This is a genomic window from Ralstonia sp. 22111, assembly GCF_052045895.1.
Taxonomy (GTDB): Bacteria; Pseudomonadota; Gammaproteobacteria; order Burkholderiales; family Burkholderiaceae; genus Ralstonia; species Ralstonia wenshanensis.
Window position 1 is genome coordinate 189,249 of sequence record NZ_JBQEPR010000008.1, and the last position, 13,870, is coordinate 203,118.

Below are 13,870 nucleotides of genomic sequence, written 5' to 3' on the forward strand. Positions count from 1 at the left end.
ACCGTCCTAAAAATTTCCAATTGCTTGCAGGCACGTGCACTAGGAGTCACTTGACGCATTCTTATTGCGTCGGCTTCTGCTCAGCGCAGTGGGTCGCAGCCCCGCTGCCCACTATGAAGCTGTAAGAACCGTTACAGCTTAGTGACGAACTGGACAATCGGAATGAGAAATGGACGAAATCAAATACACACGCCCTGCTTCTAATGGTTGCCCAGTCAACGTAGGTGATTCTCGGCAGTTTTGCACCCGACTTCAAGGTCCGCAGCTGCGTGACGAGACAAAATTCGGGCACGAAACGATAATGGCTTAGGCTTTTGGCCAGTACCCTCCAACGTGTGGGTTGACTAATGCGTGACTTGCATAAGGAACGCAAATGCATCCCTATGGAAAGCCGGCATGTCTTCCAAGCGACAGTGGTAGCGCCGCGCCTTACGCCGGCGCGCAAGTCGATTCCCGAATCACCAGCTCATACTGCAAGTTTTCGTGCACCGAATGCGGCTTCAGCCCAGGCAGATGCGGACGATGAATCGCAATGAGCTGTTCCACAGCCGCATGCGCCATCGCCTGGATCGGCTGGCGCACGGTGGTGAGCGCTGGCCAGAGCTGGCGTGAGAGCGGCGTGTCGTCGTAGCCGCAAATGGAGAGTTCTTCGGGCACCTTGATGCCGCGCGCCTGGGCCACCCGCAGCACGCCGGCGGCCATGTCGTCGTTGCCGGCAAAGATGGCGGTGGGACGTGGCTCGCAGGACAGCAACCGCTCAGCGCAGGCCACGCCAGACTCGAACGAGTGCTCGCCCTGCTCGACCAATCGTTCGTCGACTTCGATGCCGGCCTGCGCCATCGCGTCGCGATAGCCAAATACGCGCTGATACGCCGCGCCATGGGCCGGGTCGCACACCACGAAGCCGATGCGGCGGTGGCCCAGCCCGATCAGGTGCAGCGTCATGTCGCGCGCGGCAGCGCGGTCTTCGGTGTTGACGGACAGCCCCTTGTGCTCGCGGTCGGCGGGGGCCAGGCGCACGTAGTCGATGCCGGCTTCATCCAGTGCCGTAATGAGCGACGGCACGTCCGACACCGGCGGCGTCAGGATGATGCCGGCCAGGGCACGCTGGCGCGCACTCTGGATGATCTGCTCGGCGAGGTTCGGGTCGCGGTAGTTGCACGGCGTGAGCAGCAGGCTGTAGTCGAGCGCCTGGCAGGCTTCGAGCGCGCCATGCTGAATGTTGACGATGTAGTTGTCGGAGGGGTTGTCGTAGACCAGCGCGATGATGTCGGCGCGCTTGCTGGCCAGTCGCCGGGCAGCCGGGTTGGGCCGGTAGTCGAGCGCCTGCATCGCCTCGACCACCTTCGCGCGCGTCTTCTCGCTGATGTTGGGCTCGTGATTCAGCACGCGCGAGACGGTCTTGATGGACACGCCCGCATGCGCGGCAACATCATCGACGGTGACAGCTCCTGCGTTGCGCTTCATGGTCTGACGATGGTCTGGCGAGAGTGGTTCTGGAACACGGAACGGGCGCCATCACGCGCCCGTCTATGTGTTCGATTTTACCGCCAACCCCCGCGCGGCGCGGCCGAAAAAAAACTAACGGGCGCTCAATCCCGAACGGCCGATCGGCAACCGGACGATGCCTTGCGCCAGGCTCACGCCCAGCAGAACGAGGCCGCCCCCGATCCAGTGATACCCGTGCACCGTCTCACCCAGCATCACGGCAGCCATACCGGCCGTGAAGACCGGCATCAGGTTCATCAACACCGCCGTACGCTCGCTGCCGATGCGCTTGAGCCCCTGCATCCACAGATACGACGCGGCGATCGACGAAGCAATGCCGGCATAGACCACCAGCCCGATGCCCTTGGCCGGCACGGCCAGGCTATGCGCCGTCATGGCCAGTGGCACGAGCATCACGACGGCCATCAGTACCTGCACGTACAGGTTGAGCCACTGCCCGAACGGCAGCGCCCAACGACGATAGAGGATGTTGTAGAGCGCATATGCCGTGGCGCCGGCAAGCACCAGCACGTCGCCGTGATTGATGCCGCCATCGAACAGGTTGGCCGGCTCTCCGCGCCCCAGCAGATACAGGACGCCCAGGAGCGACACCACCACGCCCATCACGGCTTGGGCCCCGACCGGCTGGCGGAATACCACCACATTCAGCATCAGCCCCAGCATCGGGACCAGCGCCCCGATCACGCCCATGTTGGTCGCGCTCGTGCTGTGCGCCGCGTAATACGCCAGGCATTGGTACATCACCATGCCCAGCAGCGCGAGCACCGCAAAGCGCCGCCACTGCGCCAGCACAGCCCGACGTTGACGCCACAGCGGCCGCGCGCAGAACGGCGTGAGCACGATGGCCGCCAACAACCACCGGTAGAACGAAATGGCCGCCGGGTCCACTACCCCGGCCGCGGCCTTCGACACGATCGTGTTGGCGGCCCAGATCAGCACCGCCATCAAGGGATACAGCACAGGCACGACGGCCTCCTCGAACACTGGAAGACGGCAGTGTAGTAATGTCCGGTTCAAAACATATACTTCAAACCGGACAACATCACCCCTCGAAAGCGACAACCGTGGCTGACACTCTGTACACCGCCTACCGCGATGCCGATCGACGGGTGCCGCAAGGAGCCCCGTTCTACTTTCGCTACGACCATTTCGAGCCCGAAACCGATATCGAGCCGCACACGCACCCGTGGGGCCAGATCAACCGCATCAGCCTCGGGTTGATGGAGGTGGTGGTCGATGGCCGCCGGCTGACGGCACCCGCCGAATACGTGATCTGGGTGCCGGCCAACCAGCCCCATTCGGCGTCGATCCGGCAGGCGACGGACTTCCTCTCTGTGTACATGGCCGAACCCCTTGCGCAGCGGCTGCCGCCCATGGCCTGCCTGATTCCGCAGACGCCGCTGGTGCGCGCGCTCTTCGAAGACTTCGCCACGCGCCGCGTCACCACCATGACCGACGAATGGGATCTGCGCCAGTTCGAGCTTCTGGTTGAAACGTTGGTGCGCGCCGGCCACGCCGACAGCTACCTGCCCGACAGCACCGATCGCCAGCTCGAGCCCATCCTGCACGCCATCCGCCTGGACCCGGCCGAGGCCACCACGCTGCAGCAATGGGCCGAACGCGTGCACAGCACCGAACGCACCCTGGCGCGCCGCTTCCAGACCGAACTGGGCATGAGCTTCGTGCAATGGCGCAACCGCGTGCGCCTGCTGCGGGCGCTGGTGTGGCTCAAGGAAGACCGCCCAGTGCAGGACATTGCGCTCGCGCTCGGCTATGGAACACCCTCGGCGTTTATTGCGATGTTCCGCAAGCAGGTGGGGTTTTCGCCCGAGCGCTATCGCCGGCAGATGTGCGGCGAGACCGAATGCCCCGGCGCATAGGCCATCGGCATCAAGGTGCCGAAGCGCGTGGCATCATGCGCGCGCTGCGACGGTTCGAACCGCAAGCGAATGGGCCCGGTATCGGCACGGGTACGGAGGGTTTTAATGCGTTGGCCACGCAGTTGAAGGGGCTTTGCCCAGGCTGGGCACTGGCAACACTTCGCTGCAACAACTCAAAACAATTGTGAGAAACCGCGCCGCGTCGCCGTTTGCGGGCCGCCATGTCCTTTAGAATTCGCTCTGTTGCAGATTTGGAAGTCCACACATGCGCACACCACGGTTCGCATCTGCCCGGATGCTGGGCAGCGCGCTCACCCTGAGCACGTTGGCACTCAGCGGCTGCAGTTCACTGATGTCGGAAGGCACGACCACGGCGGCCGGTATCGGGGGGGCAGCCCTCGCCGCCAAGGTGACCGACAACGCCGCGGTGGCCACCGGCATCGGGCTGGGCGTACAGGCCGGCGCACGGGCCGCGTTGCAGCACAGTCAGCGCGTTGTCCACACCGAAACGCAAGACCACATCGCGCAGATTGCCGGGGCGCTGGCCGACAACACTGTCGGCAACTGGCTGGTCAAGCACCGCATTCCCTTGGAGCCCGACGAACACGGCCGCGTGGTGGTCACGCGTTCGATCAACGGGCCGCTCGTCAACTGCAAGGAAATCCTCTTCACCGTGGACGGAGTTGAAGACGGCGCCGCAAAGGTCGACTTCTTCGTCGCGTCGATCTGCCATGACGGCAAGCAATGGAAGTGGGCGACGGCAGAACCGGCCACGGCGCGATGGGGATCGCTGCAATGAGCCGCGCGCGCTGGTTTGCCGCAGCGTGTGCGGGCCTGATGACTGGCTGCTCGTCGGTCGGGCCGTTGACCGGCGCCGCGGCGGGCGTGGCCACCGGCACCGTCACGGGAAACCCGGCGGTGGCTTATGGCGTGGCCGTGTCGGTCAACGCCGCGACCGATGCGTCGATCAAATACGCAACGCGCAAATGGGCCGCCAGCGAACAGGATGCGCTGGCCATGGCAGTCGGGCGGTTGAGTGACAGCACGCCTTCGCTCAACTGGTCGCTCGAACGCATGATGGGCCTGACCAAGGCGCACGGCCAGGTCGTGTTGGTGCGCACGTTCACGACACCGCTGGCCACCTGCCGCGAAGCCGTGCTGACCGTTCAGGAAGCCCAAGCGCCCAAGAATGCGCCCGGTGCCGGTTACACGATCTATGCATGCCAGAACGGCAGCACATGGCAATGGGCCAACGCCGAGCCCGCCGTGCCGCGCTGGGGCAACCTGCAGTAGCGCGCTTCCTCCATCGGCGCTGAGCAGCCACGCGCGCGGCACTTGCCTAGACGCTCCCTGGCGCCGAATTAAGCATCGGTCAGACGAGACATTAGAAAGTTTCACCTCAGATTGTTGGAGAACGGGCCGTTCTGGGGGATGCGCTTTCTGCGCGCCCTCTCTACGATGCGGGCGCGCTTTCGATGCGGGGGCAGCGCGTCAGCCATATGCGCTGTGGCATCGAAGCGGCTTTCCAAACTCCATCAATAAGAAGGACTTTCATGTTTCGCATTTTCGTATCCGGTATTGCCCTTTCTCTTGCCCTGTCTGGTTGCGCGGTCAGCGTCGGCAGTGGAACGGGCGTTGACAAGATTGCCGACGCCACGCAGGAATCGTTGCAAAAGCAATTCGTCCCAGGCGTCGCCAAACGTGAGGACGTAGCGCTCGAGCTGGGCGCGCCGAGCGACAAGGCGGCGGCCGGCGGTCTCGACATCTGGAACTATCGTTACGCGCGAAACGCGGCGATCGGCGTCGTGTTTGTCGGGATTCCGATTGGTTCGAAGAAGATCGCCTCGTTCTACTTCGACGATGCCGACGGCGTGCTCAAGAAGATCGAATACAAGGTCCTGCAGCAGTAACCCCTTTCTCGCCCGCCGTGCCCGCCACCTTGGTGCGGGCGCGGCATGGCCAACCTTCCCTCCCCGCTGCACGTCAATTCCCCCAATGGCAACGCGCGAACAAGGCTGGCTTGTTAAATTTAATACGAATCATTATCATTTGTGTTCTCAAATAAATTGAACACTGCCATGCACGGTATTGCCCTCCTGCTCGGGCTGCTGGCGGCGGGCTGCCTGTATGCGGCCGTGCCCAACCAGGTGTTGCTCGCGCCCGCTTCGCGCCTGCGCAGGCGCGTCCTGTGTAGCGTTGCCGTTGCGTTGTCGGTCATCGCCGTGGTGCTGTGGAACGACGTGCTCGGCTGGGCGGGGGCTGTTATCGCGGTGGTGCTGGTGGTCACGGGTGCGTTGTCGCTGTGGCCCATGGTGGGTGCGTGGATGCAGCTACGGCGTGCAGGCGTTGAGGCGCGGTCATGAACGGCATGGGCACCAAGTGGCTGGCCGGTACCGTTCTGGGGCTGCCGCTGTCGGTCGCGCTGTGCACGCTGTCGATTCTGTGGCTGCCGGGCGGCTGGGAAAGCGGCGTCATCGGCGCGCTGCTCGCGTGCCTGCCGCTGTGGGCCGTAATCATCAGCGTGAGCGTGCTGTTTTCAACCAGCGCCCGCGCGTGGAGCGTGCTGGCGGCCGCCAACGCGGTTTCGTTCGGCGTGCTCTGGCTACCGCGCCTGATGGTGACCTGACCTCGCCATGAAATCGACGACCTTGCGTCTGTATCAGACGCTGCATACCTGGGTGGGCCTGATAGCGGGTTGGGCGCTATTCATCGCGTTCTTTGCGGGGGCGCTCACCGTGTTCCATGAAGAACTGCATGCGTGGCAGAACCCGCTGCGCGCCAACCATGCGGCCGTCGCCACCACCCCTGCCGATATCGACCACTTCGTAAACGCGCTGGTGCGCACGCATCCGGCCGCTGCGGCCAGCGCGTACGTCATCTTCCCGAACGAGGGCGAACCGGAATTCTCAGCGTATTGGCAGAACAGCAAGGGCGATTGGCAAATGACGACCGGCAGTGGGCTGGCGGCTGGCAAGACCTCGCCGAAAGACCTGTCGATCGAGCCATCGAAGGGCGAGCTGGCCAATTTCCTGAACCGGCTGCACTACTCGCTGGGTCTGGACGCGCCGGGCATGTACTTCATGGGCGTGATCTCGGTGCTCTACGGTGTGGCGCTCATCTCAGGCGTGCTGCTGCACCTGCCGCGCCTGAAGAAGGATTTTCTGGCCGTGCGCCCAGGGCGCAATCTCAAGCGCTTCTGGATGGACATGCACAACGTGCTGGGTCTGTTCAGCCTGCCCTTCCACCTGATCTTCGCGATCACAGCGCCGGTGCTGTGTCTGAGCATCGTGCTGATGACCGTGTTCAACACGGTGGCGCTGAACGGCAAGCTGTTCGATGCGGTGCCGCGTGTGACAACAGCGGCCGGCACGGTGGTTGCGGCCAACCGCGCAGCGCCGATGCTGCCAGCCGAGCAACTGCTGGCCCGTGCACGCGAGTTGACCGACCCGAACTTCACCATCAAGTCGATTCACTACCAGCACATTGGCGATGCGAATGCCGTGGCGGAACTACGCGGCAGCAGCACGCGCGCGGTCGGCGACTACGGCTCGGTGGCAATTCACGCAACGGCCGACCAGCCCAACAGCGGCAAGCTCGTCGGCAACCAGACGGCCGATGCGCGGGACACCAACCATGCCCTCTACAGCTTGGTCTACGGATTGCACTTCGGCACGTACGGCGACATCGCCTTGCGTTTCGCCTATCTGGTGATGGGCCTCGCGGGGGCCTTTGTCTTCTACTCGGGCAACCTGCTGTGGATCGAATCGCGCCGCAAGCAGCGCAAGGCAGAACAACCGCGTCTGCATCAACTGCTGGCCCGCGCCACGGTGGGCGTGTGCATCGGATGCTGCGTCGGCGTGATGGCGACATTCCCGGCGGCGTTGCTGTGGCCGGAGCGTTCGGCGGGCGTGACGTACTACACCGTGTTCTTCGCGGCGATTGCGTGGGCGATGCTGCGACCGCCTGCACGCGGCGCCGTCGAACTGCTGAGCGCTGCGGCCATTGCAGCAGTGCTAGCGCCCATCACCAATGCGGTCGTCACCGGCGACCACCTGCTGCGCACGATGGCGCGTGGCGATTGGATGGTGGCCGGTTTCGACCTGGGTGCACTGGCGCTCGCGTGCGGCTTTGTCGGCCTTGCGCGTGCGACGCTGCGCCGGGCGCGCCACGGTGCGTCCGATTCTGTCTGGGCCACACCGGTGCGTGAAGCGCGCATCGGCAATGACCTGCGTCCGAGCGTCGCCAGAGAGCCATAGCTCCACACGCTCCGCACCAAGAAACCACAACACCCGCACAGAACTCCGCGCATGCCGAACGTCGGCTCGCGCGTGACTGCGCACGCCTGTCCACAACATTGATCCAGGGGAGCTTGATCATGCGAGCCGTTGCTTTACCACCCGCTTCACGTCGTTCCATCAACCGCCTTCGCCCAACGCCGCTGGCACGCCGCCTCGCGCTGGCGTTCGTCACCATGGGTGCAGGTGCGTCAGCGTACGCGCAGCAGACCACCACGCAGGTCGACCTGCCCGCCACGCAAGTCACGGCCGGCAAACCTGCTGCCTATGGCGCAAAGCAGGCCAGCACCGGCGCACTGGGCGACAAGGCTGTGCTCGACACGCCGTTCACCATCAACGTTGCCACGCAGGAGCTGATTCAGAACCGTCAGGCACAGACCATCGGCGAGGTGTTCAAAGGCGATCCGGCAGTCACTGCCAACAACGACGGCTACATCGGCGAGGCGTCGAACATCACCATCCGCGGCTTGCAGCTCGACTTACTGGAGGGCTACAAGGTCGACGGCCTGGCCGTGCCAAACTGGGGCAGCGATGTGCCGCTCGAACACTTCGAGCGCGTGGAACTGCTCAAGGGCCTGTCGGGCTTCATGTATGGCTTCGGCACCCCGGGCGGCATCGCCAATTTCGTAACCAAACGCCCGACCAACACCTTTGGAGGAAGCGCCACGTTCGGCTTTACCAGCGGCGGCGCGCTCAAGGAATCGGTCGATGTGGGCGGGCGCTTCGGTCCGACCAAAGCGCTCGGCGCGCGCCTGGGTGTGGTGCATGAAGAAGGCGACACCTTTGTCGACGGAGGCCATATCAAGCGCGACTCCGCATCGCTCGCGCTCGATGCGCGCATCACGCCCGATCTGCAGTGGTCGTTTGACGGCCTGTACATGCAGCGCAACGTGCAGGGTGCCTATTACGGCATCATCCCCGGCCAGGATTATGGTGTACCGGTCACTGAGTTCGTGCGCACGCCGCGCGCCATTGACGGCAGCCAGCGCGTGTCGTCGCGCGGGTCGTATTACGAGACCGAGATCAAATCCGTCGGTACCGAACTGAACTGGGCCGCCTCGCCGGATTGGAATGTGCGCGCCGCCTATCGCTACACGCAGCAGAACCGAGGCAATGCCGACAGCGCGATCCAGCTGACGGACAACGCTGGCAACTTCAGCGAATTGCAGTACAGCTCGTACCAGCGCTACCAGTACAGCCAGGCGCAGGTGATGGCCAACGGCAAAGTGCGCACGGGTTCGATCGAGCATGAACTCGTCTTCGGCACCTCGTGGCAGAGTCTCACGCAAGCCACGGGCGGCTTTGCTTCCACGCTACTCGGCACGGGCAACTTGTACGACACGTCGGCGTTCGTGTCGTCCGGGGCGACGCCGATGCGGGTGCCCTCGTCAGACGGTCTGGCGCGCACATCCCGGATCGACCAGACATCCGTGTTTACGAGCGATACAGCCAAGTTCAACGAGCACTGGTCGGTGCTGGGCGGGTTGCGCTATACGCGTTTCAACCAGACCGGCTACAACGCCGACGGCAGCACCTCGGCCAAATACACGCGCGAGCCGATCACGCCCACCCTGGCGGTGATGTTCAAACCCGTGCAGCCGGTGACGCTCTACACGAGCTATGTGGAATCGCTGGAGGCCGGCGCCACCGCACCCATCACGGCACTCAACGCGGGCACGGTATTCGGGCCGCTCAAGAGCAAGCAAATTGAGGTGGGCGCCAAGGCTGAACTCCACGACTGGACATTCGGCGCGGCGCTGTTCCAGGTGCAGCGCGGGCTGGCGTATTTGCGACCGGATAACGTCTATACGCAAGACGGCATGACGCGCTATCGCGGGCTGGAGTTGAGTGCACGCGGCAAGCTCGCGCGTGACTGGACGCTGCTGGGCGGGGTGCTGTTCATGAACTCAGAGAACACGGAGTCCGATGCGTCCGTGCTGGGCAAGCGCGCCTACGGGTCGCCGCGCTTCAAGGCGACGGCCTATGTGGAATATGCCGTGCCGCCGGTGCCGGGGCTCGTGTTGTCGGCGGGCGGCCAATACGTTGGCAACTCGGCGCTGGAAGCAAACAACAGCAACATCGTGCCGGGGTATCACACGTTTGACGTGGGGGCACGGTATTCGACCAAGGTGGGCGGCAAGCCGGTCACACTGCGGTTCAACGTCGACAACCTGACGAATGAGAAGTACTGGCTGCCGAGCTGGGGGTTCATTCTGGTGCAGGGGGCGCCGCGGACGTTTAGGGCTAGTGCTACGGTTTATTTTTGATTTTTCTGTTTTGCTTTTGTTTGGTGTTGTTGGTACGCCCCTTGTTTCATCCCCTGCCGGGGCTGACTCACTTTCTTTGGTCTTGCCCAAAGAAAGTAAGCAAAGAAATGCGCGCCCGAGATGGCGACCCATTCCTTGAATTTCTGTAACCGTGCGGGGAAGGAGGCAAACTCGCTGCGCTCAGACAAGCCTCCTTCCTTTTTCCGCCCGCTTACAGAAATTCAAGGCGCCATCTAGGGCAGGGGAAGTCAAAGGCCAAACCATCTAAGCGCAGGCCCAAACGACAAGGCCAACCTCACGACGGGTTAGCCTTTTTCTTTTGACGTTAGGCCCTTGATGGCGCCTTGGATTTTTGTTGCGGGAAGGATAAAGAGGGGAGGCCTGTCTGAGCGCAGCGAGTTTGCCTCCCCTCCCTTCCCGCGACACAAATCCAAGGAGGGGGTCGCCATCTCGGGCGCGCCTTTCTTTTGCCTACTTTTCTTTGGCAAGACAAAGAAAAGTAGGTCGTGCCCGGCAGGGAACGAAACAGGGGTGGACCACCAGCATAAAAAACAAGTTGCATATCTAACCATCGTCCCCTACCATCCACCTCACCATGTTCGACCACTGCCTCTACTTCAACACCACCGCCCTGGCCCGCAAGCTGGACCGCGTCTGGGCAGACGCCTTCGCGCCGTTCGACCTCACGCCGCCGCAAGGCTTCATGCTCCGCGCAATCGTCGACCGCCCTGGCATGCTGCAAAGCGAGTTGTCGGAAGCGATGTCCGTCACGCGCCCCACGGCAACGCGCGCACTGGATGGGCTGGAGGCCAAGGGCTTGATCGAACGCCGCAAAACGGAAGCCGACGGCCGCGAGACCGCCATCTTCCCGACGCGGGAAGCGGTCAAGATCGGCGCCGCGTTGAACGAGGCGAGCGGCGCCGTGACCGCAAGGTTGAAGCGCGTGCTGGGCAGTACCGAATTCACCGATACGGTGACGAAGATCCGCGGTGTGCGCTCCACGCTGACATAAGCGTCCATTTTTTTTGACCAAGTAGTTGCATTGCTAACTAACAGGAGAAACCATCATGCCTATTCTCAACGTCAAAGTCAGCGCCCAACGTTCTGCAGAAATGACGCAGAAGATTGCCAGCACCTTGCTGGACCTTACCTCCCGCATCCTGGGCAAGGACCCGAAGGTCACGGCCATTGCCATCGACTATGTCGACCCGGAAGACTGGATCGTCGGCGGGCAGACGCTGGCCGCGCAAGGTAAGAACAGCGTCTATTTCGACATCAAGGTAACGGACGAAACGAATACCAAGGCGGAGAAGGCGCAGTACATCGCCGAGGCGTTCGCGGCGTTTGCTGAGCTACTCGGCAATCTGCATGAAGAGAGCTATATCTATGTGCAGGACGTTCGCGCCGCAGCTTACGGCTACGGCGGCAAGACGCAGGAATACCGCTACCAGCACGCGTAAATATGCCGGCCGCGTCGCTCCCCACCCCAACAACGATCAGGTGAAAGCATGAACCGCATGAGCGCATTCTTCGCGGCCAGTTGGCTGGCCGCCGCGTTGCTGTACTTTGGCCAACATTCGTTGCCGTTGACCGCGCTGTCGGGTGTGGTGTTGCTCGCTGGCTTCGATCTGCTGCGTCCGTGAAACTTCAGTGGGTGCGGTGCTGCGCCCGGTATTGCAAGGGGCTGCAGCCGTGGCCCGCGAAGAACGCGCGGCTCAGTGCGCTGACGCTGCCATAGCCGCATTCATCGGCAATGTGGTCGAGCGGCTGGCGGCCGGTGCGCAGCAAAAACGCCGCGAGCTCCCCACGGAGCGCCGCCACGTAACGCCTCAGGTTGCTGCCGGTGGCGGCGGCAAAACGGCGCGTCAAGGTCCGCTCGCTCATCGCTGCCTGGGCCGCCAGTTCTGCAAGTGCTGGGGGCGCTGCCAGTTCCCGCTCCACGATGTCCTGGATGGCCAGGATGGCCGCATCGCCGTGGCGCTTGAACTGCGCGGTCCACACGGCCATGTGTTCGTATGACGGCAGCGATTGCGTGAGCGCCGTGCGCAGCATCCGCCGCGATGCACCCGCCCCGCAGCAGTGATCGATGACGTACGCGCAAGCGTCCACGGCGGGGTTGATACCGCTGACGGTGATGATCCGTCCATCCACCGCAAGTGGCTGATCCGGCGTGTAACGCACGCCGGGAAAATGCCGGGCAAACCAGGCGCGCTCGCTCGCCAGCCCCGTCGCCCGGCAGCCATCAAGCAGCCCCGCCTTGGCGAACAGCGGCGCCGCGTTCATGCCAACGACCAGGGCGCCAGCCTCATAGCGCCTGCGCAGCCAATCGGCGATACGCGCCTCTTCCGCATCCAATGCCGCCTCCGGGGCGAACTGCGCGGGCACGATCACGACGTCGTAGGCCGTCTCGATCAACGCAGCGGTGGCGGGCACAGGCATATCACCAAAGCTCGATACGGCGCCACCATCGGTGGACAGCAGATCGATGTCGAAAAGCCGGCTGCCCATCACATCCACGCTGCGCGCCTGCATGGTGCCGGCAATGAGCAGCATCTCTTGAGTGAGAAACACGTAACCGGCAAACAAGCGAGGCGGCAGCAGGATCGCGATGCGCGCCCGCGCGTGCACACCGTGGCGTTTGGAGGCTGCTTTCGGCTGGCGCTTCATATCAATAAAGTGGCGATCCAGATCAACCGGAATTGTCACGGCCTTGTTGAAATACGGCAACCCCGCTGCCACCGATCCTGAGCCGCCATGATTGCCCGCACGCTGTTCGACGCTGAACACGACACCTTCCGAGACTCCGTCCGCCGCTTCATCGAGGCCGAAGTCCTGCCCCACCACGAGCGCTGGGAAGACCAGGGCTACGTCGACCGCGCCATCTGGGAAAAGGCGGCCGCCGCCGGCTATCACTGCGCCAGCATGCCCGAAGCGTATGGCGGCGCAGGTGCCGACATCCGCTACAGCACCGTTCTGATGGAAGAGATCGCGCGGGCAGGCGCAACGGGCCTGGGCTTCGGCCTGCACTCGGAAATCGTCGCGCCGTATCTGCTGCACTACGGCAGCGAGGCGCTGAAACAGTACTACCTGCCCAAGCTGGCGAGCGCAGAGATGATCGGCGCGATTGCCATGACAGAACCCGGCGCGGGCTCGGACCTGCAAGGCGTGCGCACCACCGCCACGCGCAGCAGCGACGGCAGCCACTACGTGCTCAACGGCTCGAAGATCTTCATCACCAACGGCTGGCACGCGGATGTGGTGATCGTCGTGGCGCGCACCACGCCGGAAGGCGGCGCCAAGGGCACGAGCCTCTTTGTCGTCGACACCAGCATGGACGGCTTCAGCAAAGGCAAGCGACTGAAGAAGGTCGGCATGAAGGCGCAGGACACCGCCGAGCTGTTCTTCGACAACGTGCGCGTGCCTGCCGCCAACCTGCTCGGCGAGGAGCATCGCGGTTTTGCCTACCTGATGCAGGAACTGCCGTGGGAGCGCCTGCAGATCGCCATCGGCGCCATCGCTTCGGCCGAAGGCGCGCTTGAATGGACCCTGCGCTACGTGCGCGAACGCCAGGCCTTCGGCAAATCCATCCTCGATTTTCAGACCGCACGGCACGCACTGGCGGAACTGAAAACCGAAGTCCAGATCGGCCGCGTGTTCGTCGACCAGTGCATCGCGCTCAAGCTGGCCGGCAAGCTCGATGCCGCCACGGCGTCCATGGCCAAGTACTGGACCACCGACCTGCAGTTCAAGGTAATGGACCGCTGCGTGCAGCTGCACGGCGGCTACGGCTACATGTGGGAATACCCCATCGCCCGCGCGTGGGCCGATTCGCGCGTGCAGCAGATCTACGGCGGCACCAACGAGATCATGAAAGAGCTGATCGCCCGCACCCTTTAACGAGCACGACCTTCAGGACGCA

General features: G+C 63.4%; 16 protein-coding genes. 12 read left to right on the forward strand and 4 right to left on the reverse strand.

Annotated elements, in window-relative coordinates:
• Positions 1 to 429: 429 nt before the first annotated feature.
• Positions 430 to 1,467, reverse strand: a complete 1,038-nt coding sequence (locus ACTJK4_RS19920; RefSeq protein ID WP_260803535.1) for a LacI family DNA-binding transcriptional regulator — start codon at positions 1,465 to 1,467, stop codon at positions 430 to 432.
• Between the two features lie 114 nt (positions 1,468 to 1,581).
• The gene (locus tag ACTJK4_RS19925; RefSeq protein ID WP_440818756.1) at positions 1,582 to 2,475 is read right to left on the reverse strand and encodes a DMT family transporter; all 894 of its coding nucleotides are present in this window, start codon (positions 2,473 to 2,475) and stop codon (positions 1,582 to 1,584) included.
• Positions 2,476 to 2,573: 98 nt separating this feature from the next.
• On the opposite strand from ACTJK4_RS19925, the gene ACTJK4_RS19930 reads away from it, so the two are divergent.
• The 8 genes from ACTJK4_RS19930 (at position 2,574) to ACTJK4_RS19965 (ending at position 9,951) form a co-directional block, all read left to right on the forward strand.
• On the forward strand, positions 2,574 to 3,389 hold the full coding sequence (locus ACTJK4_RS19930; RefSeq protein WP_440818757.1) for an AraC family transcriptional regulator: 816 nt from the start codon (positions 2,574 to 2,576) through the stop codon (positions 3,387 to 3,389).
• A gap of 265 nt (positions 3,390 to 3,654) precedes the next feature.
• Entirely contained in the window at positions 3,655 to 4,188 is a 534-nt protein-coding gene (locus ACTJK4_RS19935) for a hypothetical protein (protein ID WP_440818758.1), read from the forward strand.
• Positions 4,185 to 4,682, forward strand: coding sequence for a hypothetical protein (locus tag ACTJK4_RS19940; protein WP_440818759.1), 498 nt, complete (start codon positions 4,185 to 4,187; stop codon positions 4,680 to 4,682). The genes ACTJK4_RS19935 and ACTJK4_RS19940 overlap by 4 nt, the downstream gene beginning before the upstream one ends.
• Before the next feature lie 260 nt (positions 4,683 to 4,942).
• Positions 4,943 to 5,299, forward strand: coding sequence for a hypothetical protein (locus ACTJK4_RS19945; protein ID WP_232038870.1), 357 nt, complete (start codon positions 4,943 to 4,945; stop codon positions 5,297 to 5,299).
• A 168-nt stretch (positions 5,300 to 5,467) separates the two neighbouring features.
• Positions 5,468 to 5,752: a hypothetical protein gene (locus ACTJK4_RS19950; RefSeq protein WP_440818760.1), complete on the forward strand. Its 285-nt coding sequence runs from the start codon at positions 5,468 to 5,470 to the stop codon at positions 5,750 to 5,752.
• A complete protein-coding gene (locus ACTJK4_RS19955; protein WP_260803540.1) occupies positions 5,749 to 6,015 on the forward strand; it encodes a hypothetical protein in 267 nt (88 codons plus the stop codon). Before ACTJK4_RS19950 ends, ACTJK4_RS19955 begins: the two co-directional genes overlap by 4 nt.
• 7 nt (positions 6,016 to 6,022) lie before the next feature.
• On the forward strand, positions 6,023 to 7,645 hold the full coding sequence (locus ACTJK4_RS19960; RefSeq protein WP_440818761.1) for a PepSY-associated TM helix domain-containing protein: 1,623 nt from the start codon (positions 6,023 to 6,025) through the stop codon (positions 7,643 to 7,645).
• 119 nt (positions 7,646 to 7,764) lie between these two features.
• A complete protein-coding gene (locus ACTJK4_RS19965; protein ID WP_440818762.1) occupies positions 7,765 to 9,951 on the forward strand; it encodes a TonB-dependent siderophore receptor in 2,187 nt (728 codons plus the stop codon).
• Here the strand turns inward: ACTJK4_RS19965 and ACTJK4_RS19970 are convergent.
• Positions 9,942 to 10,139: a hypothetical protein gene (locus ACTJK4_RS19970; protein WP_440818763.1), complete on the reverse strand. Its 198-nt coding sequence runs from the start codon at positions 10,137 to 10,139 to the stop codon at positions 9,942 to 9,944. The genes ACTJK4_RS19965 and ACTJK4_RS19970 overlap by 10 nt on opposite strands.
• A gap of 407 nt (positions 10,140 to 10,546) precedes the next feature.
• Here ACTJK4_RS19970 and ACTJK4_RS19975 point away from each other — a divergent pair, with 407 nt between their 5' ends.
• The 3 genes from ACTJK4_RS19975 to ACTJK4_RS19985 are packed head-to-tail and all read left to right on the forward strand — an operon-like array spanning position 10,547 to position 11,594.
• Positions 10,547 to 10,963, forward strand: coding sequence for a MarR family winged helix-turn-helix transcriptional regulator (locus ACTJK4_RS19975; RefSeq protein WP_232038865.1), 417 nt, complete (start codon positions 10,547 to 10,549; stop codon positions 10,961 to 10,963).
• A gap of 55 nt (positions 10,964 to 11,018) precedes the next feature.
• Positions 11,019 to 11,411 carry a tautomerase family protein gene (locus tag ACTJK4_RS19980; RefSeq protein ID WP_322017947.1) on the forward strand — a complete coding sequence of 131 codons (393 nt, stop codon included), beginning with the start codon at positions 11,019 to 11,021 and terminating at the stop codon, positions 11,409 to 11,411.
• Positions 11,412 to 11,468: 57 nt separating this feature from the next.
• Entirely contained in the window at positions 11,469 to 11,594 is a 126-nt protein-coding gene (locus ACTJK4_RS19985) for a hypothetical protein (protein WP_256731195.1), read from the forward strand.
• Positions 11,595 to 11,598: 4 nt separating this feature from the next.
• Here ACTJK4_RS19985 and ACTJK4_RS19990 read toward each other — a convergent pair whose 3' ends face one another.
• Positions 11,599 to 12,618, reverse strand: a complete 1,020-nt coding sequence (locus ACTJK4_RS19990; RefSeq protein ID WP_440818775.1) for a GlxA family transcriptional regulator — start codon at positions 12,616 to 12,618, stop codon at positions 11,599 to 11,601.
• 87 nt (positions 12,619 to 12,705) lie between these two features.
• On the opposite strand from ACTJK4_RS19990, the gene ACTJK4_RS19995 reads away from it, so the two are divergent.
• A complete protein-coding gene (locus ACTJK4_RS19995; RefSeq protein WP_440818764.1) occupies positions 12,706 to 13,848 on the forward strand; it encodes an acyl-CoA dehydrogenase family protein in 1,143 nt (380 codons plus the stop codon).
• The last annotated feature ends 22 nt before the right edge of the window (positions 13,849 to 13,870 follow it).